Source organism: Comamonas composti DSM 21721 (assembly GCF_000429845.1).
Lineage (GTDB): Bacteria > Pseudomonadota > Gammaproteobacteria > Burkholderiales > Burkholderiaceae_C > Comamonas > Comamonas composti.
Genome location: NZ_AUCQ01000013.1, coordinates 18,081 through 38,086, shown reverse-complemented (window position 1 = coordinate 38,086; position 20,006 = coordinate 18,081). Strand labels below are relative to the sequence as shown.

Annotated in this window: 24 protein-coding genes and 1 pseudogene; 8 read left to right on the top strand and 17 right to left on the bottom strand. The window is 59.1% G+C overall.

Annotated elements, in window-relative coordinates:
• Window positions 1-2: 2 nt before the first annotated feature.
• The 10 genes from G486_RS0109195 to G486_RS21890 form a co-directional block, all read right to left on the bottom strand.
• Window positions 3-653, bottom strand: coding sequence for a hypothetical protein (locus G486_RS0109195; protein WP_027015282.1), 651 nt, complete (start codon window positions 651-653; stop codon window positions 3-5).
• Window positions 654-729: 76 nt separating this feature from the next.
• Window positions 730-990 carry a hypothetical protein gene (locus tag G486_RS0109190; RefSeq protein ID WP_027015281.1) on the bottom strand — a complete coding sequence of 87 codons (261 nt, stop codon included), beginning with the start codon at window positions 988-990 and terminating at the stop codon, window positions 730-732.
• A 16-nt stretch (window positions 991-1,006) separates the two neighbouring features.
• A complete protein-coding gene (locus tag G486_RS0109185) occupies window positions 1,007-1,414 on the bottom strand; it encodes a hypothetical protein (RefSeq protein ID WP_027015280.1) in 408 nt (135 codons plus the stop codon).
• Window positions 1,415-1,518: 104 nt separating this feature from the next.
• The gene (locus G486_RS0109180; RefSeq protein ID WP_027015279.1) at window positions 1,519-1,860 is read right to left on the bottom strand and encodes a hypothetical protein; all 342 of its coding nucleotides are present in this window, start codon (window positions 1,858-1,860) and stop codon (window positions 1,519-1,521) included.
• Between the two features lie 94 nt (window positions 1,861-1,954).
• The gene (locus tag G486_RS0109175) at window positions 1,955-2,644 is read right to left on the bottom strand and encodes a DUF3275 family protein (RefSeq protein WP_027015278.1); all 690 of its coding nucleotides are present in this window, start codon (window positions 2,642-2,644) and stop codon (window positions 1,955-1,957) included.
• A 56-nt stretch (window positions 2,645-2,700) separates the two neighbouring features.
• Window positions 2,701-3,630: a DUF3577 domain-containing protein gene (locus tag G486_RS0109170; protein ID WP_027015277.1), complete on the bottom strand. Its 930-nt coding sequence runs from the start codon at window positions 3,628-3,630 to the stop codon at window positions 2,701-2,703.
• 367 nt (window positions 3,631-3,997) lie between these two features.
• Complete coding sequence (locus tag G486_RS0109160; RefSeq protein ID WP_027015275.1) at window positions 3,998-4,351, bottom strand: DUF3085 domain-containing protein; 354 nt, start codon at window positions 4,349-4,351, stop codon at window positions 3,998-4,000.
• Window positions 4,352-4,429: 78 nt separating this feature from the next.
• Window positions 4,430-5,233, bottom strand: coding sequence for a hypothetical protein (locus tag G486_RS0109155; protein ID WP_027015274.1), 804 nt, complete (start codon window positions 5,231-5,233; stop codon window positions 4,430-4,432).
• A 284-nt stretch (window positions 5,234-5,517) separates the two neighbouring features.
• A complete protein-coding gene (locus G486_RS0109150) occupies window positions 5,518-5,796 on the bottom strand; it encodes a hypothetical protein (protein ID WP_027015273.1) in 279 nt (92 codons plus the stop codon).
• 97 nt (window positions 5,797-5,893) lie between these two features.
• Entirely contained in the window at window positions 5,894-6,583 is a 690-nt protein-coding gene (locus G486_RS21890) for a DUF5983 family protein (protein WP_051303345.1), read from the bottom strand.
• 181 nt (window positions 6,584-6,764) lie between these two features.
• Here G486_RS21890 and G486_RS0109140 point away from each other — a divergent pair, with 181 nt between their 5' ends.
• The 5 genes from G486_RS0109140 to G486_RS0109120 all read left to right on the top strand — a co-directional run bounded on the left by G486_RS0109140 (window position 6,765) and on the right by G486_RS0109120 (window position 10,910).
• On the top strand, window positions 6,765-7,964 hold the full coding sequence (locus tag G486_RS0109140) for a tyrosine-type recombinase/integrase (protein ID WP_027015272.1): 1,200 nt from the start codon (window positions 6,765-6,767) through the stop codon (window positions 7,962-7,964).
• Window positions 7,965-8,102: 138 nt separating this feature from the next.
• The gene (locus G486_RS0109135; RefSeq protein WP_027015271.1) at window positions 8,103-8,486 is read left to right on the top strand and encodes a type II toxin-antitoxin system RelE/ParE family toxin; all 384 of its coding nucleotides are present in this window, start codon (window positions 8,103-8,105) and stop codon (window positions 8,484-8,486) included.
• A complete protein-coding gene (locus tag G486_RS0109130; protein ID WP_027015270.1) occupies window positions 8,470-8,772 on the top strand; it encodes a helix-turn-helix domain-containing protein in 303 nt (100 codons plus the stop codon). The genes G486_RS0109135 and G486_RS0109130 overlap by 17 nt, the downstream gene beginning before the upstream one ends.
• Window positions 8,773-8,848: 76 nt before the next feature.
• Complete coding sequence (locus tag G486_RS0109125) at window positions 8,849-9,613, top strand: TIGR02391 family protein (RefSeq protein ID WP_245587278.1); 765 nt, start codon at window positions 8,849-8,851, stop codon at window positions 9,611-9,613.
• A 13-nt stretch (window positions 9,614-9,626) separates the two neighbouring features.
• A complete protein-coding gene (locus G486_RS0109120) occupies window positions 9,627-10,910 on the top strand; it encodes a hypothetical protein (protein WP_027015268.1) in 1,284 nt (427 codons plus the stop codon).
• Window positions 10,911-11,191: 281 nt separating this feature from the next.
• Here G486_RS0109120 and G486_RS0109115 read toward each other — a convergent pair whose 3' ends face one another.
• From G486_RS0109115 to G486_RS0109105, 3 genes are read right to left on the bottom strand one after another with little or no spacing between them, the layout of a single operon-like run.
• The gene (locus tag G486_RS0109115; protein WP_027015267.1) at window positions 11,192-11,629 is read right to left on the bottom strand and encodes a CopD family protein; all 438 of its coding nucleotides are present in this window, start codon (window positions 11,627-11,629) and stop codon (window positions 11,192-11,194) included.
• A 10-nt stretch (window positions 11,630-11,639) separates the two neighbouring features.
• Window positions 11,640-11,927, bottom strand: coding sequence for a DUF3817 domain-containing protein (locus tag G486_RS0109110; RefSeq protein WP_034387144.1), 288 nt, complete (start codon window positions 11,925-11,927; stop codon window positions 11,640-11,642).
• A gap of 44 nt (window positions 11,928-11,971) precedes the next feature.
• Window positions 11,972-13,066, bottom strand: coding sequence for a DJ-1/PfpI family protein (locus tag G486_RS0109105; RefSeq protein WP_051303341.1), 1,095 nt, complete (start codon window positions 13,064-13,066; stop codon window positions 11,972-11,974).
• 209 nt (window positions 13,067-13,275) lie between these two features.
• Between G486_RS0109105 and G486_RS23465 the strand changes: the two are divergent.
• Window positions 13,276-13,668: pseudogene (locus tag G486_RS23465) on the top strand (transposase); the annotation flags it as partial.
• 123 nt (window positions 13,669-13,791) lie between these two features.
• Here the strand turns inward: G486_RS23465 and G486_RS23460 are convergent.
• On the bottom strand, window positions 13,792-14,754 hold the full coding sequence (locus tag G486_RS23460; RefSeq protein ID WP_033460411.1) for a GlxA family transcriptional regulator: 963 nt from the start codon (window positions 14,752-14,754) through the stop codon (window positions 13,792-13,794).
• Between the two features lie 348 nt (window positions 14,755-15,102).
• Here G486_RS23460 and G486_RS0109090 point away from each other — a divergent pair, with 348 nt between their 5' ends.
• Both G486_RS0109090 and G486_RS23455 read left to right on the top strand, forming a co-directional pair.
• On the top strand, window positions 15,103-15,555 hold the full coding sequence (locus tag G486_RS0109090) for a CopD family protein (protein ID WP_034387108.1): 453 nt from the start codon (window positions 15,103-15,105) through the stop codon (window positions 15,553-15,555).
• A gap of 10 nt (window positions 15,556-15,565) precedes the next feature.
• A complete protein-coding gene (locus tag G486_RS23455; protein WP_084455147.1) occupies window positions 15,566-17,680 on the top strand; it encodes a TonB-dependent receptor family protein in 2,115 nt (704 codons plus the stop codon).
• Window positions 17,681-17,942: 262 nt separating this feature from the next.
• Here G486_RS23455 and G486_RS24285 read toward each other — a convergent pair whose 3' ends face one another.
• From G486_RS24285 to G486_RS0109080, 3 genes are all read right to left on the bottom strand, one after another.
• Window positions 17,943-18,227: a hypothetical protein gene (locus G486_RS24285; protein WP_211233769.1), complete on the bottom strand. Its 285-nt coding sequence runs from the start codon at window positions 18,225-18,227 to the stop codon at window positions 17,943-17,945.
• 215 nt (window positions 18,228-18,442) lie between these two features.
• Complete coding sequence (locus G486_RS0109085; RefSeq protein ID WP_027015261.1) at window positions 18,443-19,051, bottom strand: LysE family translocator; 609 nt, start codon at window positions 19,049-19,051, stop codon at window positions 18,443-18,445.
• Between the two features lie 45 nt (window positions 19,052-19,096).
• The gene (locus G486_RS0109080; protein ID WP_027015260.1) at window positions 19,097-19,939 is read right to left on the bottom strand and encodes a helix-turn-helix transcriptional regulator; all 843 of its coding nucleotides are present in this window, start codon (window positions 19,937-19,939) and stop codon (window positions 19,097-19,099) included.
• Window positions 19,940-20,006: the final 67 nt, after the last annotated feature.

Here is a 20,006-nt window from a genome sequence, read left to right as displayed (position 1 = left end):
GGTCAGGTCGCCACCACTTCCGGCGTCCAGACCTTGGCCGGATAGGGATAGGCGGTGAGCACGTCACTGCGGATCAGGGAGCCCAGCGCCAGGCTCAGCGCTGGCACGTCGATGGCGAGCCGATGACCTTCCAACGGCCCGAGGGCGAACGGAAGGCGGGCCAGCATCTCGCGGCTTTGCAGCAGGTCCAGCACGGTCTCGCGCCAGTGGTCGAGCAGCGGCAACGGGCAGGTGTCCCGCACGAGCATCCACAGGCGGTCAAGCCGGTGGGCGCTGTCGCGCGGCAGCAGTGCCAGTGCGCTGGCGTTGGCCTTGTCGGGCTTGACGCACCGGCAGTCGAACAGCCACACGTTGGACAGCGAACCGAACAGCGTTCGCCGGTAGGCGCGCGTGACGCGCTTTTCCAGGCGATCGACGTTGCCGATGAACACCGGGACGCTGCCGCCCTGGTCGGTGATGACGTGGAACTGGTCCAGTCCCTGCTCGTCGCGCCCGAGGGTCAAGCGAGCGAGGAACTGCTGGACGGCGGTGTCCCGCGCCCAGATGGACAGGAAGATCAGGTTGCCCTGGTCATCGCCGACGCAGGCGTCGGCCATCACGTCCGGGCATTCGTCGATGCGGTACAGCGTGGTGGATGAAGTGTGTGCGGGCATGGTGGTGTCCTCGGATGAACGGGAACAGCACCGCCCGCTGGGGCAAGCACTGCCCCAGGGGGTGGGAGAAAACCGCTCAGTCCGGCTCGAACTGCCGGGTGTGCGGATTGAAGTGAAGCGCCTCGTCCACCGCGGTGATCGGCGTGAAGCCGTCCAGGTAGATGTTGTTGAGGTACTGGTCGCGGTAGGTCAGCGCCTGCCGCGCCTGTTCCTCGGTGAGGCCGTTGTCGATGAAGTACGCCAGCATTTCCTCGTCGGAGGACACTTCGTCGTTGGACAAACTTCCTTCAACGAGTGCCAACAGCGAGGGTGAGAGCGCAGCCAGGATCGGGTCCATGTTGGTTCCTCCTGGCTCAGGCCATCGGCGCCGCGGCGGGAGCCGTGACAGCCGTGGGTGTGCGCCGCCGGGCGTGGTAGGCGCGAACGCCTGCACGCCAGTCGGCGGACTGCTCCGGTGCGAGGTCCAGATAGGACAGCGGGCACGAGTAGTAGTACGGGTGCATGGACTCTTCCAACGGCTTGTAGCCCCACTGGTTACCGCTGCGTTCCAGCAGATCGCAGCGGATGTAGCGCAGGGACTGGCCCGGCGCGAGATCACGATGCACACCCTCGACCTTGGCGGTCAGTTCGACCACGGACCACAGCACGTTGCCGCGCAATGCGTGAGCGATGACCTTCGCGCTGGCGCGCTCGGTCTCCTGTGGTGCGATCAGTTCCGCGATCAGTTCAGACCGCGATTGGGGAGAGAAATACCAGCCCATGAGAGGCCTCCTCGAAAAGTTGAGCCGGAGGCCTCCCCGCTGGGAGGAACCCCCAGCGGGTGATGAAATGCCGCATCTGCAGCGATGGAACCTATACCTTGCCCTCAATCCCAGTCGTCATCGTCTCGATCACAACCGGCCGGGCAGTAGCCGAACTCGATGCCGTGCGAGCAGTAGCCGTGCGTCGCATTCCAGTCCTGGGATTCCTGCCGCTCGGCAGGTGTTGCGTAGTCCCATTCCTGTGCCGCGATTTCCAGAGCCTGAGCACGCTGCTCATCCGGCAATCGATTGGCCTGCGCGTCGATCTCCGAACTGAAGAGCGTCACGTAGTGGTCGTAGGACAAGCCGCAACCGCGCTGGGCGTGTGCGGCGGCCGCTTTACAGAGTTCCCGCCACGCGGGTTCATCCAGCGTGGCACGCGGGGTGTCGCAAGCGATGGTGGACATGATTGAGACCTCCGGAAGAAAGCCGGGGCCTTGCCCGCATGGGGAAAGGAACCCCGGCGGGTGGATGAAGACACCGCGGATGCGGTGCCGGCGATCACGCAGGTTGCAGTTCGGCCTCGCGGCTCCACTCCTGCGTCTTGAAGTCCAGCGCGTAGCCCAGCTCGCCCAGGCGGGCGATCTGCGCGCGCAGGGTGCGGCGGTCGATGGTCGAATCCAGTTTCACGGACTCGCCCAGCGGCCACAGCAGGCCGAACAGCGCGGCGTCACCGTCTTCGGTGCTGCCGGGGGCAGCGGCCGTAGCAGGCGGTGGCGCATCCACTCCGAACGGCGTGGTATCGACCAGCGGGTCCTTCGACGCCTGCACGGGTGCGGGCTTGGCAGGCCTGGATGCCTTGACGGGCTTGGCCGGCGTTGCCGCAGGCTGCGCCCCTTGCTCTTCATCGAGCGGATCGACGTCCTGGGTGGCGAAGCTGCGGGCTTCGTCGCGGCTCAGTTTGTCGATGCCGTTGAGCGTCATGCCGTCGAGGCTGGCACGGATCTCGAACCGCATGCCGCCGCCGACCGGGTAGGACTTCGGGAAGATGTACCTGATGATGAATTCCCCGTCGTACTTGCCTTCGGGGTACTGCTCCAGCTCCGGGTCTTTGACCTCGAACGTACCGAGGTGCGTGGCGAGGCGACCGACCGTGAACGGGCCGTTCTTGCCGCGGATGGTGCGCAGCGTGAGCTGGCCGGGGACGACGATGGGCGCGACCGATTTCTCGGGTGCCGGTGTGGCTGCCATGATGGTTCTCCTTGAAGAATAGGAAAAAGCAAGGCCCCGTGAGGGGCCATGCCGGATCAGAACGAAGCAGCCAATGCCGGCTCCTGCTCCTCGACTTGCGCCTCGGGCTCGCGCTCGGCGGGCTCGGCAGGTTGGTTGGCAGCGGGGGCGGCGGCGGTGTCGATGGCGTCGTCGGCTTCGGACGCGGATGCGTCTTCGGCCGGCGGCGCCTCGGCTTGCGCCTGGCTCGTCGGATAGACCTGGGTGCCGTCGATCTTGATGAGACCGATGTGGACCAGCGTCGATTCCAGGCTTGCGGCCGGTTCCCCGGCGTGCTCGCCCTTGGTGCGGATGTACGGATCGATCTTCATGTCGTTCAGACGGAAGGCGATCAGCACCTTGCGGTCTCCCTCGATGGCCTGGACGCATCGGCGGACAAGATGCTCGGCTTCCGGGGTGGCGACGATGGTGTCGAAGTACCGATACTCGGGTTCATCGACAGGGCCAGCCAGTGCTGCGACGCAGCACGACAGGAACGGATCGCCATCCTTGGGGATGACGTCCTTCGGACGGTTGAGATAGCCGATGCCGCGGGTGATCAGCTCGTGCTGCTCGATCGAAGTCAGTTCGGCCCGCTCGATCAGCTCGGCCTTGAGCAGTCGCGCCTTGAGGGACGCGGCGGCCTGACCTTTCTGCTCACCCTTGTCGCGGATGTACGCATCGCCCCACAGGTCACCGAGGCGAAAGCGCACCAGCGGGCGCTGCTTGGGATCGTCAATGCCGATGTAGTGCTGAACGAGCTTCTTGGCCTCGGCACCCGAGACCTTGACGTCGAAGTAGCGGTAGCTGGGGTCCCGGGCGGGGCCGACCATCGCGGCGATGGTGCATGCCAGGAAAGGCTGCGCACGGCGGCCGCCCCGGACGGGCACCTCACGGACACGCTGGATGTAGCCGATGCCCGAGGTGTGGAGGTCGAAATACGATTTCTCGTTGGACGTGGTGTTCATGGTGAATCTCCATTGGGATGAAGCGAAGACACACCGGCCCCACGCATGCGGGGAAAGGTGCGTAACCCCGCGGTGGGTTGATAAGTCGAAAGCATCCGCCACCAGAGACTGGTGGCCGCTCGCGAACGGATGCGGTGCGAGCTGGCTCGGTCACGCAGTGGGAACTGCGCCGCAACCTCGAAGACCGATGGTTGCCTGGCATGTCGCTGACAACGTCAGCAGGCATGGGGTCAGCATGGCCGGGCCTCGCGTGCGCGACAGCAATAAATCGGAATCCGAGCGTTTCCCCTTTGTCCAGGTCGCCCGGTTCTACCAAAAGGGAAGCCCCCAAACTGGGGGCTTCGAGGGGTATGCAGAGATTTTTTAGCTATGCCGATTCCACCGCTGCCAGTGACAGGTACGTCGAAGTGGCGGACAGCTCCAGATCATCCGAGCTTTGCAGAATGCGGGTGAAAACGCGGTCCTTCGGGTCGAAGAATTCACCAAAGTCGTCACCACCCAGCTCGGCGCGCGCCAGTTCCCACCAGTCATCGAACGGGTCGGTATCCGGGTTGCAGCCGACGGCATAGGCCAGCAGCTTCACGCGGCCATCGGGACGGCGCTCTCCGTGCTCGGCGAGGAAGTACACGCCCTGGTCCTTGGCGAGGACGACGCGGCATTGGTTGGCAGCGGCCTCGGCCAGCACGGGGCGCAGGTCGGAGCCTTTGAATCGTAGTGACATGGTTGATCTCCTGAAGAAAAAGGCCCTCCACCCGAATGGATGGAAGGCCTATGGGGCAAGTCGCCGGTAGGCTGCGGATCAGCCGTAGCGCCGCTTGGTTGCCTTGGAGTCGATCACGCTCACGTCGATCAGGCGCCAATGCCCGTCGTCGATAAGCCGCTCCAATACTTCGCCGAGCATGTCGAAATACACCTCATCGTGCCGGTCGATCAGTTCACCGTCGCGGCGCAGCTCCACCACGTAGGTGTCGCCGCCGCGGTCGTAGAGGATCGTCACCTGGCCCTCGAACTTCGCGGTCGAAACCGAGAAGCTGATCGCCGGGGGCGTCTCGATGATCCTGGACGGCTTCGGATCGACCCAGGTGAAGTCGCGGGCGCCCGCATCGACCAGCATGTGGGTGATGCGCCGAAATCCGTCGGGAGCCGGCATTTCCTCCAACTGCTGGATGAGCTGCCCCAGTTCCATGCACTGCGGCTCGGGAATGGGCAGCTTGGCAGGCGCGGAGCCGAGGATGTGCCTGGTGACGGTGTAGGGAACACCGTCTGCGGTCTTCTCGGTGATCACTTCCGGGGTGTCCGCGCGCAGGCCGTCGAAGCGGCGACGGGCATACGGTTGGACATGCACCTTGGCGCCTTCGCTGGGAACGGTGGTCACCAGGTTGGGATCGAGCACCGCGAACTCGCTGGGCTTGAGCTTGACGACGATGGCGTCGTCGTTGGCCGCGACCACCTTGCCGTCGAAGGGCTTGGGGTCTATGGCGAAGCCCAGTGTTGAGGACTGTGGCTGATCATCGAACACGCGGTACTTGAACGACCGCACGTTGCGGGGCACATGGCCTGCGACAAGCGAAGGCATCATGGATTTGACGAGGGAACGGTCCATGGGAATCTCCTTGAGGAAGAACAAGGGATTCCCCGCCCGCAAGGGAGAGGTCCCTTGTGGGTGGATGGACGCGGTGCGTCCGTAGGAAGAAACGACCAGCGCGGTTTCCCGTGCATGCAGCCTCGAAGGTCGCGGCTGCCTGGGCATGTGTCGGCAACGCCGACGAACATGAGGGCAAGGATGGCCCTGGGCCGAGCTACCCGCCTGCATGAAACGGCACTGCGCCGCACCCGGTTTCCTGCGCTGCGGGCGAAAAAAAGCCCCTCGAAAGGGGCTTGGTTGGGTCAGGCTTCGTACACGAAGTAATGCTCGCGCTGACGCGGGAAGAAGACATGCTTCCATGTATCGCCGCTGGTGTTTCCACCGTCGAAGACGACCATTTCGTAATCGTCCACGTCGGTGTCCACCAGGTCGGCGCTGGCGATATGGCGCATGTGCAGCGTGCCGTTCATGCGCTCAAATACCAGGATCTGGCCGATGGCGTCGTCCTGGCTCATGGCGTTGACGCAGGCGCCGAGCTGGTGCTGGAAGTCGGGTGCGCGCGAGATGAGGTCGGGGAACATGAGGTTGCTCCTGTGAAAATGGATCAGCCCGACTCCTCGCAGAGAGTCGGGCTGGCATTGGGGGGACAATGAGGAAGGCTGGCGCGTCGCGCGGCTGCTAGGACTCGGCCAGCGGCAGGCCCAGCAGCGCGGGTGCGTCGGCATCGAGGATCAGGATGCGCACATCGGCCTGGCCCGCCAGTTCAAGGATGTTCGCCAGGTCGTCTGGCATGCCCTTGTCCCGGTGCTCCTGCCGAAGCCGCTCGGCGTTGATGCCCTCGGCGTGCTCCAGGTTCTGATCCGTCCAGGGCGTGGAGATCAGCTTGACGCCGATCGCCGGGCTGTACGGCACCCGGAAGGCGATGAACAGCATGGCCTCCGGCGTGGCTAGGTCAGCCAGGTTGGCGAGGTAGTGCCAGGTATCGACCGTGATGTGCTCACGGCTGATCTCCCAGCACCGGCTGTAATAGCCAGTCTCGAAATTCAGGCGCTGCATCACTTCCCGCGCGGCCTCGGCCGAGTAGGTGTCGCCGACGTGGACCGGGCGGCCGTCGAAGTCCTCACCATGGATGGCATAGACCACGGCACCAATCACGCCTTCGCCGCTGACGCCTTCAGCAGCATCGCATTCAGCCAGAACTTCGGCGCTCACGGGTTCGGGACCGTTGCTGACCACGGCGAAATCGTTGGTGACTATGCAGGGGGACGAAACCAGTTCCTCGTCGGAGAGGTGCCGCTGGCTCGGGTGGATGTTTCGCCAGACATGCGGGCTTCCGTCCTCATGACTGATGGACAGCGTGCGGACGATTTTTTATTTCACCATGACTCCAGCACCGAACTTCGCTGGACTACGCCGCAGCACGATACAGCAGGTTTATCAATAACTTAGGCGGATTCATCATATGCCGGTGCTTTCTGAAACTTGACCCGGCTTCCACCCGCTTGGCTCCCAACAGGCTCCTGGAAATCGGGTCTTCCGAGGAGTCATCATGGCGAAAATCAAACTCACCAAGTCCGCAGTCGATGCGGCACAAGCCCAGGCGCAGCCAGTCGAACTGCGCGATACCCTGGTTCCTGGCTTCCTGTGCAAGATCACCCCGGCAGGCCGCAAGGTGTTCATGCTCCAATACCGCACGAACGCCGGAGAGCGGCGCAAACCTGCCCTGGGTCTGTACGGGGAGCTGACCGTCGAACAGGCTCGGTCGCTGGCGCAGGAGTGGCTGGCGCAAGTGCGCCGGGGTGGAGATCCTGCCGCAGAGAAGGCTGCAGCGCGCCAGGCACCCACCGTCAAAGAGTTGTGCATCAAGTTCATGGAGGACTACTCAAGCCAGCGCAACAAGCCGAGCACCCAGGAAGGCTACCAGAGCGTCATTGATCGCAACATCGTCCCGATGCTTGGCCGCATGAAGGTGCAGGATCTGAAGCGGCCTGACGTGGCTTCGATGATGAAAAAGATGGCGCACAAGCCCGCCGATGCGAACCGCACGTTCAGCGTGATGCGCAAGATGTTCAACTTGGCAGAGGTATGGGGCTATCGCCCTGACGGCACCAACCCATGCCGACATGTGCCCATGTACCCGAACAGCAAGGCGACTCACCTCATCAGCGACGAGGAAATGGGCAAGTTGTTTCGCTACCTTGATCAGTTGGAGGCGGAAGGGCTGGAGCATGCTGTGATCCCGTTGGCCATCCGTCTGCAATTCGAGTTTGCCGCTCGCCTTTCTGAGATCGTCTCACTCCAATGGGATTGGATTGATCTGGAAAACCGGCGGGTGGTGTGGCCTGACAGCAAGACAGGCGGTATGTCCAAGCCCATGAGTGAAGAAGCCTATCGGCTTCTTTCGACGGCGGCTCGCAATGCTACGACGCCCCATGTATTACCGTCTCCGCGTCACCCTGATCGGCATTTGACCGACGGAGAGTATTACAACGGTTGGAGCCGCACTCTCAAAGCCGCTGGCGTGACGCATGTGGGTACGCACGGCATCCGTCACCGCTCGGCGACGGACATTGCCAATTCTGGCATCCCGGTGAAGGTCGGTATGGCTCTGACGGCGCATAAGACCGTGGCGATGTTCATGCGCTACGTCCACACTGAGGACAAGCCAGTGCGCGAAGCGGCTGAGTTGGTGGCAAACCGGCGCAAGATGATCACAGGTGTATCCCGCGCTTCGGAGGCGACGGAGTGACCGGCGACCATGCTCCCGCCTTGCCTGCCCCGATTGTTGTGTCGCTGTCACGACAATCGCGTGTGCCGCTCCTTCCGGGGCGGCCTCACCGCGCCAACTTGAAAACTATACCCTTTACGGGTATAGTTTGGGGGCGATATGACGCGCATTCTCAAGCGCAAGGACTTTGCGCGATGGCAGTCGGGCGAGAAGCTGCCCGATGCCGCCTTGTGCAAGGCGGTTCAGGAAATGGAAAGCGGTCTGATCGACGCGGACTTGGGCGGCTTCCTCTACAAGAAGCGGGTGGCCCGCCCTGGTGGTGGCAAGAGCGGCGGCTATCGCACGTTGCTGTCGGCCAAGTTTGGCAGCCGTTATGTGTTCTTGCATGGGTTCCCCAAGAGCGACAAGGCGAACATCACGCAGGATGAGAAGAAGGCGCTGCAATTCGCCGGCAAGGTGTTCTTGGAACTGTCCGCCGAAGCCTTGTCGAAGGCGTTGCAGTCGGGTGTTTTACTGGAGGTGCATTGTGAGCAAGATCATTGAATCGCTGCGCGGCGACCTGACGGCGCTCCAAGAAGTCGGAGCGATCAGCAAGGTGACGATGCGCGAGTTCGACGCGATTTGCCCGCCGCCGGTGCGGGAGTTCGGCGCTGCTGACATCAAGCGCCTGCGTGAAGCCTTGAAGTTCAGCCAGCCGGTGTTCGCGCTACACCTGCATACTTCGGCCTCGACCGTGCGCAAGTGGGAGCAAGGTGAAACCCATCCCACCGGCCCGGCACTCAAGCTGCTGAACGTCATCGCCGACAAGGGCTTGCAGGCCATCATCTGATGCCGGACGAGGGAGATAGGCATTGGCGACGCGAATTGATCCTTTCAGCTCACAGCATCTTGAAGCCGCTTGCCGTGTGCTTGCAGATACCGAACGGGGCCTGAGCGGAACGCAGATCGAGCGCTTGTTGCAAGAAATCGAGGTTGCCGACACGTCGCCCGGCATTACCAAATGGAAGCGGTTGTTCAATGCGCTGGCTGGCGCGCAGAACCGGCACCAGATCGGGAACCATCTCATCATGTTCATCAATCGCGCGATGAACCCGGTGAACTACGCCCGCGACCCCGCGACATTCACTTGGCGGCGCGACGAACTCAATGTCGTCCTGGCCTTCTCCGGTTTCTACGTGCGCGAAGACGGTAAGGTTGGGCACGCCGACAAGGCCACGACGCTTGATGCCGCGCGCGCCCGAGCTGGACGACTCAAAGCCGCGCTCGAAAGCCGCGTCGTCCACGCGGAAGTGCTGAACTATTGCTGTGCCGAGCTGCTTGACGAAAACTACTTCCATGCCGTGTTCGAGGCAACGAAGGGCGTTGCGGAGCGGATTCGCCTGCTGTCGGGCCTGAACGGCGATGGCGCTGACCTGGTGAGCAAGGCATTCGCAGGCCAGCAACCCATTCTCACCTTGGGATCACTCGCCACCGAGTCCGAAAAAAGCGAGCAGAAAGGCTTTGCTAACCTGCTGATCGGCCTGTTTGGTGCCGTGCGCAATCCGCTGGCCCATGCACCCAAGACGAATTGGCCTATGTCCGAGCAGGACGCACTGGACATCCTGACGCTGGTGTCGCTGATTCACCGCAAGCTGGATGGCGCCACGAAAGTCGCCGCCGTATCGCCATAACGGAAAGAGAAGAATGGACGAGGCGATCGTTGTCTTCTCTCGGAAAGGGATCTTTCAGACCACGATCGCCGCACGCGACGTTCGCAGCCGGGAGCATGCGCGCAAGCTGTGGCCCCTGGTATCTCCCGGCGCATCACGGCAGATGGTGACATGGGTCAGCCCATCCTTTGAAAGCGGGAAGCTGCGCCGGCGATCCCATTTCCGGATGCTTCCTGCCCAGCACACCTATAGCCCCAAAGCGCACTTCGATGATGAAGAAGCCAGTCGGTGGCGCACCGTGCAGGAAAGCGCCGAACACCGACGCGCGAAGGAACTTGTCGCGGCTGAACTAGCCCGACGCTTGAACGCCGGACTTGCAATGCCCTGGGCGTTCAAGGATGCGGATGCGTCGGACTATCCGTTGGAAGGTAACTTGTTGCTCGGTGCCGACCAGGTGGCAACCGAGCATCCTCTGGAAACGCCATTCGGCAGCAAATTCCGGCTCGACGTTGCCGTGCTTGGGCCACCTGTTCAAGCCGAGCCGATGGTACTGGGTGGCGTTGAAATCGAACTCGGCCACGCATTTGACGGGCGGAAGGCACTAATCGGGAAGTCACTCGGATTTCCGCTGATTTCCATCGACATCACAGAAATGATGCTGGAGGAACTTACGCCCGAGTGGGCAAAGCGGGTACTAACCGCAACCACGCGGAGCCACGAGCAAGGACGCCGGCAGACCTACATCTATCTTCACGATCTGTTGTACCCCCTCTACGCGCAATTGCCGGCGTTTCTGGATGACGAGCAACGCCATCAGTTCCTTGTATTCGCCGACGATCAGACCCTGAACAAGTTGGTGCGCTGGATGAACCTGCTCGCCGAAAAGCTGGGCTACTCGAAGGGTACGGTCGCCGTTGCGCTGGTCAACGGCAAGAACGAGCAGTCGCGCAAGATGCTTGAACGCGCGGGGCAGGTCGTTGGCCCTGACTGGAGTGAATTCAACGCCCAGCGATGCCTTCGGCTGACCCTACCGCGCCCCAGAAGCCCGGCGGACCTCCAGGCCCATCGCTTCCACATGACGATGGCGCGCATCCTGCTGTCGCACATGGATGCGCTCGTTGGCTACAAGTATTGCAACGGCGTGGACAATAACCACCCCGAAGAGGACGTGTGGGTGGCACACCGCTGGATTGCCGATCAGAAAACCCATACCCAGCACCGTGTATTGCCGAAGCGGCTGGCCGAGCCGATCAACAGGTTGATCGCGGTGGTTTCAGATCTGCACCGCAATCATGTGGAAACAAGCCAAGAGGCGTGACTAGCTTTCCGCCTCGCGCGGTCCTGATGAACCGATTCCAGCAAGCAATACTACCGCGTTGCTGCTGGCTTGGCTCGTGATCGCTCGCCTGATTCTTGTGCGCCTGATACAAACTGCAAGAAAACATCGTAAGTGACGAAGTTCCATTTCGACCTCTCTTCACCCCGTTGCTCTCTAGACCCAAGGGGCACCATCGACGACTGAAAGCCAGCATCTGCTCTTATTCGTCGGCCCTGGCGACAGCCTGGAAGACGCCCGGCAGTCGAGCAAAAAATAGTAAGTCAGATTGGTTTAATGCATACCAACAGTGCGACAAGCAACACCGTACTCCCAAGCAAGATCGAAGGCATAACGACACCGCGACCATTGTGCAAATTGGCCCCGTCATCAAAAGAAAGCCTGCGAAGTCGCCCCCGCAGCAATCCATGACTCGCAGAGAGACCCGCGACCAGTACTAACTTCACCAGTAACCACGGTTGGGGAAACCATCCACCTTGCAGCGCAAGGTACAGTCCTAGTGCCCATGTCACCATCATTGCCGGGGTGGTCACATGCTGATCCCAACGATGTACCAGTGTGAGGTACGCTAGCCCTGCATCGCGGTCGTAAGCCTTCAAGGTGTGCCGGGAAAATGCTATTGAGAGCATAAGGAACAATTGCCCTCCCATCCACGTGATGGCGGCCGACAGGTGCACCGCTTTGATCGATAAATACAGCATGACCATTCATTCAACGTTGGGAAGCTAGGGTTGCCTCGCGTTTCGCGAGTCTGCGTTCGCAGGCAAACGCCCCAAAGGGAATCAAAGCGGCCAACACCATGAAGACACGCTCAGATCGTGACCAACCATAGCCAGAGATCGATCCCACTAGCGTCCAGAAGTAGAAAATGAACGCTAGGCCGTGGATGGGGCCTAGCAACGTCGTTGCAGTCGGCATTCCAGCCAAGTGCTTGAGCGGAACCGCCACCCCTAGTAGCAACACCAACGTAGCGCCCTCCACTAATGAGGCCACCCGCATGCGACGCACCTGAAGGATTTCGGCGTCTACTTTCGACAGGGGCATCATGCGTGAACCTCGATTATCCTGCTGCCAGTTAACCTCGATGCCGGCAGAAGGCCGGCCTTTGCAGTACCCGTCATTACGTCAGCCTCCACCGTGACTGAGAATCTCAATGTCAGCCGCATAGGCTTGGTCACGCGCTGAGTCCATTGAAGACAATCGCCGTGAAGGGAGATATCTTGGAACGACACCGTTTGATCTCCTTGCGTTGCCCGACCATGCAAGATGCCTTGCAGGGATGAAATGTCCAACGTGATTTGCAATGCGCCGATCGGCGTTGCCAACTCAACTTTCCAGACGCCGATAAATCGATTAGCCAAACGCTCATCGCCCGCATCCAGTGCGGAAGCGGGCTTGTTAACGGAGATTTCGTGTAGCTGGGAAACTGCTACGGTATCAGGCCGCTGCCCATTGAGACTGGCGCTGCGCCAGACGGTGCCGCGCCGCTCATATTCAAAGAGCTTTTCAACACCAAGCGCTACATCCGCACCAAGTTCGCGTTCAAGCAAGTAAAGAGCCACGTCTAGGCCGGACGTGACGCCACCACCAGTGACTAAGTCGCCGTCGTCGACAACCCGACCTGACATTGGCAGTGCCCCCAGCGCACTCAATAGCTCTAGGCCCATGTGATGGGTTGTCGCACAACGTCCCTTAAGCAAATCGGCCATGGCAAGAATCAATGACCCGCCGCATACCGTGGCCACGATGACGTCCGGATCTTCCATTGCTTCTCGCATAGCAGAGGACAGTTGCGTTTGCGATGCCTGAAGCAGCAATTGCGGGACGGATTCGGAGCCATCTCCGCTCACCTTACCGGCGGCACCCGGCACCAAGACGATACCGCCATCATGGGGAGCCAAGGCTGCGCTAGCCGGGATGCGCACGCCGCTGACACCGCACGGGACATCACGGGCACCCTCGGCACTGACCAGTTCAACGTGGACGGGAACTGCACTGAGTTCTCCAGCTGCCAGGAACACCTCGTATGGAGCTATTGCATCTAACAGGTCGAAGCCGTTGAACAGCGCAATCTGCACCTTAAGCGGTGCTCGCGCAGCGGTATATGAGTTACTGAGGTCATTAGCGACTACATCCATTGTTTGCATAGGTCACAACAAGTAAACAGGTCCGATATGCCGGAACAACTGCGGCTACGAGCAAAGTATGGAGTGCCGCAGTACGGCCGCCAACTGGCCAAATGGACACTTATCGACTGATTCGAGCCAAGCATCTCCTTGGAGCAGCCCCCTGATTCCCCGGCCCCGTCCTGTCGCTTATCTTTAGAGATAGGAACAGGGCTGTGCATATGACTGGGCATACGGAGTCAGTAGAGGTAGTGGCAAAGGACCTGTGCCCCAGGCGCTGGCCGCTTTCAGAGAAGGCGGCCCTGGTGCGCCGTACTTATGAGCCGGGCATGAGTGTGTCGTTGCTGGCACGCCAGGAAGGTGTCTCGGCGGGACTGCTGTTCCAGTGATGCAAGCCTGAGCGCCAGGGTGTCTTGACGGCGGTCTCGGCTGGCGAGGCAGTCGTGCCGGCATCTGAGCTGGCGGCGGCCCATGGGGAAATCACCATGAATCTCCCCGGGGCGATTCACCAAGCTCCAGCGCGTGCTCGGCAAGAAGATCCTGAAGAACGAAATCCTAAAGGAAGCCGTGGAGTATGCCGCGACAAAAAAGTGGATTGCGCGCTCGCCCTTGTTGTCCATCATGGCGGGGAATGGCGGGGAATATGTGCAATAACAGCGTACAACCACATCGCCAGATCGAGTCTGGCAAAGGTTGAATCCGATCTTTACCAACCCGGTCAGATCATTGTGTCTCGCTCAGCTATCTCCAAAGTTCTTCCTATATTGGCGAGGACTGACTCCAACTATGCGCTGGAACTGCAGACGGAAGTTGGCGGCGGAACCAAGGCCCACTTCTCCCACGATCTGCTCTACTGTAAGTCCGCTACGTTCCAGTAACTCTTGTGCCCGTCGAACTCTTGCGCGAATAATCCACTGAGCCGGTGACTCTCCATACTGTTCGTGGAATCGCCTATGTAGTGTCCGCGGGCTGGTGTGTGCCTGGCGAGCAAGCAAGACCAAAGACAGCGGTTTATGTAGATTGGCCAAGGCCCAAGTGAGCAAAGGTTGAAGACTCCTGTCAGCTCCTTGGGGCTTGGGAGGGATGAACTGTGCTTGCCCGCCCTCACGCTGCAGCGGCACAACCGACAGTCGGGCCACCTGCGATGCCACCGCGACACCAAAGTCACGGCGGATCATGTACAGGCAAAGATCAAGGCCTGCGGCAGCCCCTGCCGAAGTGAGCACCTGTCCGTTGTCCACAAAAAGTACCCGAGGGTCCACATTAATTTTTGGGTAAAGGCGCTGCAGATCTGCGGCAGCAGCCCAATGAGTGGTAGCACAAAGACCATCTAATAGGCCGGTCTCTGCTAGAACGAATGCTCCAGTGCAGATAGATGCAATCCGCGTTCCCCTCATTAATGCAGTGCGAAGTGCTTCGGTTACTCCAGGCGTCAGTGCTCGCTGTGGCATATGGACGCCCGGCACGATGATCGTATCTGCAGTCTTCAGAATAGCCAGATCGTGGCGAATTCGCAGCGAGAACGGACCAGCGTCCATCTCATCCTGCTCTGCACATACGGCCACTTGGTAGCAAGGAAGGCCGTTCTCGTGTGTTGCGAAGCGAAAGGTCTCGCAGGCAGTCGCTAGGTCGAATGACAGCACCCCCGGTACTGCTAAACAGACGACCTTGTGTGGTGAGTGCTGCAAAGGAGGCTTCATCTGCATGCTGGCAACGAGTAGGAAGGTTGGCGAGAAATAGTCGATTGTTGTCATTCTAGCCAGTTCCCCGAATCAACGCTATCCAAGAAAATCGAATGCATTGAGCTTCACGCGATGTGCAGTCGCAATGATTCTCAATAGGCATCCTTTCGTCATCAAGCCGCGCAGCCGCAATTGATCCGCTTTGACAGAACTCTGTTTGGTCCCAAAGAGGGGTCTACGAATCTCGCGCTGGCCACAATGGAGATAATCTATGGCGGCGTATTTCACTATGCTGAGAGATCGGTGGATTTTTTGTATGGCTGATACGTTTGCGCTGATAGCCGCGTATACCTTCTTGCCATAGAAATGTCTGCCAATTCCTCGATGATGTATTTATCACTAAAAACCCTCCACCTAATAGCAGCGCTGACCTTCTCCGGGGGGGTAATGAGTTTGGCTCTCGTAATGTCGGGCTGGTCACGGGTTTATGGTGTAGTTCTGCCTCACGAGAGGAGTATTGGCCGTACGCTTCTTTGGTGGGATCACTATGTAACCGTGCCGGCCATGCTTACAGTTCTTGGGCTTGGATTTTTTATGGCAATCAGTGGCGGCTGGATGGAGCAAAATTGGCTAATTGGGAAGGTTATTCTCGCAATTGTCCTGACCGGCCTGCATCGATTACTCAGATCAGCCTTAAAGAAGCGAGTGGCGGGCGATGCATTATTAGAGTCATCGTGGTACAGAGCCGGCCCCATGATTGTTACTGCGGCTTTGGCGCTTATCGTGACGCTCGCTATTTGCAAGCCAATCCACTCATAAGCTGCACCGCATGATCAAAATATTTTTATATACCGGCAACTCGGATCAAACTCTTTGGCATGTAGATACACTTAATCGTCCGGTTTTCTTCGGCAAGGTCGCCCTTTCCTTATTAGCAATTTTCCTAGGTTCGACGCCTGCCGGCCCAGCATGGGCTCAGACTGAAGAGGTGGCCGTATTGCCCACCGTCACCGTAACAGGTTCTCTGACGCCCGATGATCTAGCCAGAGAGCGGCTCGAACAGGCGCGGGAAGAAATGGCGTATCGTGCTGGTGGAACCAGCGTGGTCGATGCGAAAGACTATCGCGATGGCCGAGCCGGAAACATGGCTGATGTAATGTCATACGCTCCCGGAGTTTATGCCCAGACTCGACACGGCGAGGAAACGCGTTTTTCGATACGTGGTTCCGGTATTCAACGGGGGTTCTTGCTTCGCGGCATCTATCTTTATCAAGACGGTATACCGTTAAGCCATGCCGACGGAGCCGGTGACTTCCAATCAATCGATCCACTTGCTGCTGAGTACGTCGAAATTTGGCGCGGTGCGAATGCGTTGGAGTTTGGAGGAAATAGCCTTGGAGGGGCGGTAAATTTCGTCACTCCAACTGGTTGGACCGCACCGCATGTTGTCCTGCGAGCGCAGACAGGATCTTATGGCCAGAGTCAAAGTCACGCTTCCTTTGCAGGAGCCAATGAACGCTTGGACGGATTTTTGAGCCTATCACATAGCGAGCAAGACGGTCATCGCGATCACGCAAGGACGCGCGCAACCCGATTCTCAGGGAATGTCGGGTTGATGTTCAATTCTGCGTGGTATGCGCGCCTTTACTTAACCCATATTGACAGTAAGCTGCAATTGCCAGGTGCTCTCACCAGATCAGCCATGAGGGCTGACCGCCATCAAAGCGCACCAGGCTACGCTGAGCTGGATGCAGATAACAACTATCGAATGAGTCGCGCAGCTCTAAAATTGGAGTGGACTCCTACAGATAAGGTGAAATGGATTAGTTCAATTTATCTTGCTAACCGGGACCGATTGCACTCCATGGCCTATGGCATTCTCGATCAACAGTCTATAGATACAGGCATGGACAGCAGGGGGATCCTTAATCTGTCAAAGGGAGCATTAACACGACGGTTGGTAGTAGGGGCTTCGTTTATGAAACACCGGGCGGATGAGCGCAGCTATGCCAACTTGAATGGTAAGGCCGGTCGCCAAACTCGGGATAACGTTCTGATAGGGCGCCAGTACACGCTGTATGGAGAATATTCGCATGAGTTGGTGGAGTCTTGGACTCTTCAGGTCGGGGCACAGGCCGTGTATGCGGGGCGTGATTTGCGGAACCTCTTTGCACCCTCAAATAGTTACAGCAAACATTTCACGGGCGTGAGTCCCAAAATCGGCCTTATCTACAACTACTCCGAGAATTCACAAATCTATGCAAATCTCAGCCGAAGTTTAGAGGCTCCTCCTTTCGGTGAGTTGGTTGTACGGCCCGCATATCCTCTCGCTTCTGACCAGAAAGCTACAACATTGGAACTAGGGTATCGGTTTCGGAATGGCGATTCGTGGGTAGACGCGGCAATCTATCGCTCGCGCTTGCACGGTGAACTTCTATCACTTAATGACGCAAATGGAGTGGCGCTGGGCACTGTAAATGCAGATCGCACCATCCACCAGGGGATTGAACTAGGAATGCAAATCCCCCTTTATACTCATGCTACAGGACGATTTAATTATTTATTCAATGACTTCCGTTTCAATCATGACTCTGTCTATGGTAAAAATCGCTTGGCTGGTATTGCGCCACATGTCCTTCGTGCGGAGATAGAATGGAAAATCTCACCTTACCTGTTTATGACGCCTTCTATCGAATGGTTGCCAGGTAATACAAAAATCGACCATGCAAACACATTGTCGCAGGGTGGGTACGCCCTGTTCGGCCTAACAGTTGGCGGTAAAATGGCGCGAAATTTGCGCTGGTTTGTCGAAGGACGCAATCTGACGAATCGCAAGTATGTCGCGGGTACAGCCGCGCAAGCCAACGTACAAGGTCGCGATGGCGCATATTACTTTCCTGGCGATGGGCGTGCTTTCTATGCCGGGTTGGAGTGGCGATTGTAGCGATGAACAAGACTGATTAAAGAAGAGCGAGCAGGTGGTCGCCGTTGGTTTTTACCAGCATTTCGTAAAATTCTGCGCCCATTTAAAATTGAACAGTGATCGCCAAGTCTGTTACCCCAACCACAGTGCCGTGGTGGAGCTTTTTCCGGATGCAGTCCCGTCGCCCGATACGCTGTCTTTCTGGTTCTGGCGACTGCTGCGCTATCCATAGTAAATAGAGCAGGAATCTGAAAAGTCCGACTTGATAATGACCGAACCAAGCTCAATTCCTTTCATCCGGTTCTGTGCTCAGGAGGAAGGGAAGCAGCTCCGCCAGCACGTCTTCAGGTGATTCTTCGGGCTGAAGATGACCGCCTCGAATGGATTTGCCGCAGACGTTTCCAGCCCAACGCTGCCAGATGCAGATCGGTGATGCGCTATGCCCGCTCCTGACCATAGAACGAGGACAGGACAGTGCAGTTTTTTCCTGCGGAGCGGTCTGCTGCATCATGAGCACGGTCTTCTTGTGCGGCCGCCCGATAGTCCTCGCAGATTGCATGACGAACATTCGGATTGCGGAATGCGTGCCGATTCCAGCGTCAGCTTGGCTTCTCGAAGGTTGCGATGATCAGGATTGATAGGTGTCAGCCATGCTAGGGTCACGACCAGACGCCCCTCCGTCACATGACCCAAATGCTGGGTATCGCCAAAAGCCTGCAGGGCATTTGGAAGCGCCAGCACGAACAGCAAAGTGACTGTGCGTTGGCCTTGGAGCACGCAAGACTAGCTCAGCACGCTTATCCAGGCCGATGTAACCAGCAGCAGTGCCATTCCCTGGTTGAAGCACCGTATGGCCCTCGGCGATGCAAGAAGGCGAGCAGCGCCCCTGCCCAACAACGCCCAAACCGTCAGACAAGGCAGCGCTACCAACAGGAAGATCGCCGCATACAAACCATAGGTTGCCGGGCCTGAGCCGGCACCGACGAAAACGCTCACCACTGACAACGCCATCATCCAGGTCTTGGGGTTGATCAGTTGCAGTCCGGCGCCATGAATGGCACCTGGACAATTGCCGGAGGTTTCGACCTCGATACCACTGGCCGGGGCGTTGAAGAGCTTCCAACCCAGCCAACTGATCCATGCCACCCCCACCAAGGCCATGCCATTCTGTAGCAGCGGATAATGCAGAAGCATCTCACCAAGCCCGAGGCCAACCACCAGCAGCAGGCCGGCCGCACCCACAGCGGCGCCGAGCACAAGAGGCAAAACAGCCAGCAGACCGTGGCGGACGGCGCCACCGAGAATCAATAAATTGGTGGGGCCCGGTGTGATAGAGGCAACGAAGGCAAAGAGCACGAAGGGCAAGAGTTGGTTGAAAGAGAGGGTGTTCATTGACGGACTCCAGTCACTTGCTAGGAGTCGATTGTCCGCAGCAACTCACCAGTGATCTTGAAGATTTGTGCAGGATCGGCGGTAGATTGCCGGCGTAAAGCCATAGGCCCGCCGGAACCAGCGCCCCAGGTGGCTCTGGTCGGCGAAGCCCAGGTCGATGGCCACGTGGGCGGGAGGCCAGCCATTCGCGAGCAGGCGCCGAGCCTGGGCCAAGCGCAATTGCACTAGGTAAGCATGCGGCGCCAGGCCAAAGGCTGCCTTGAACGCGCGGGAGAGACGAAAGCGGTCAACCCCGCACGCATGGGCCAGATCCTCGAGGTTGATGTCCTGCTGAAAGTGCCCGTGCAGATAGTCGCGGGCACGAATGGCCATCGAAGGCAGACGCGGGTCCACCGCATCCCGTGTACGCCAAAGCAGTTGCCGCGAAAGTCGCTCCAGCAGGGTATCCAACGATGCCTGCCGCACTATGCGTAGCTCATTGCGCTGTAGCGCCAAAACGGCGTTGACGATACAGGGCATCAGGCCGGGTTCACAGGGTAGGGTCTTGTCGAAACTCGGCTGGCAGTGATCGGGTGCATTCTCGAACAATGCTCGCAACTCCCGCTCAATCCATTGCGGGTCCAAGTAAAGCATGGAGTATGTGAAGCCGCCCGGCGCGGGTGCATAGCCATCGTGGATTTCACCGGGTTCCAGCATGAACACCTGGCCCGCGGTGCTGTTATGCAGCTCCTTGCGGCAGTGGAACTGTTGCACACCCTGCTCGGTGAAGCCGATTAGATAACTGTCGTGCCAGTGCGGATCGTAGGCGTGCCCCTCGAAATGGGCACGAATGGTTTCGATACCGCTTTCGGGGTCCTGCTTCACGTTAATCCAGCTGTCGGTAGCCATGGTTGCCTAGCAGGAAGGACAGTTAGCCGAGGTGAACGATCATCTTAGCCCCTACCCACAGAAAATC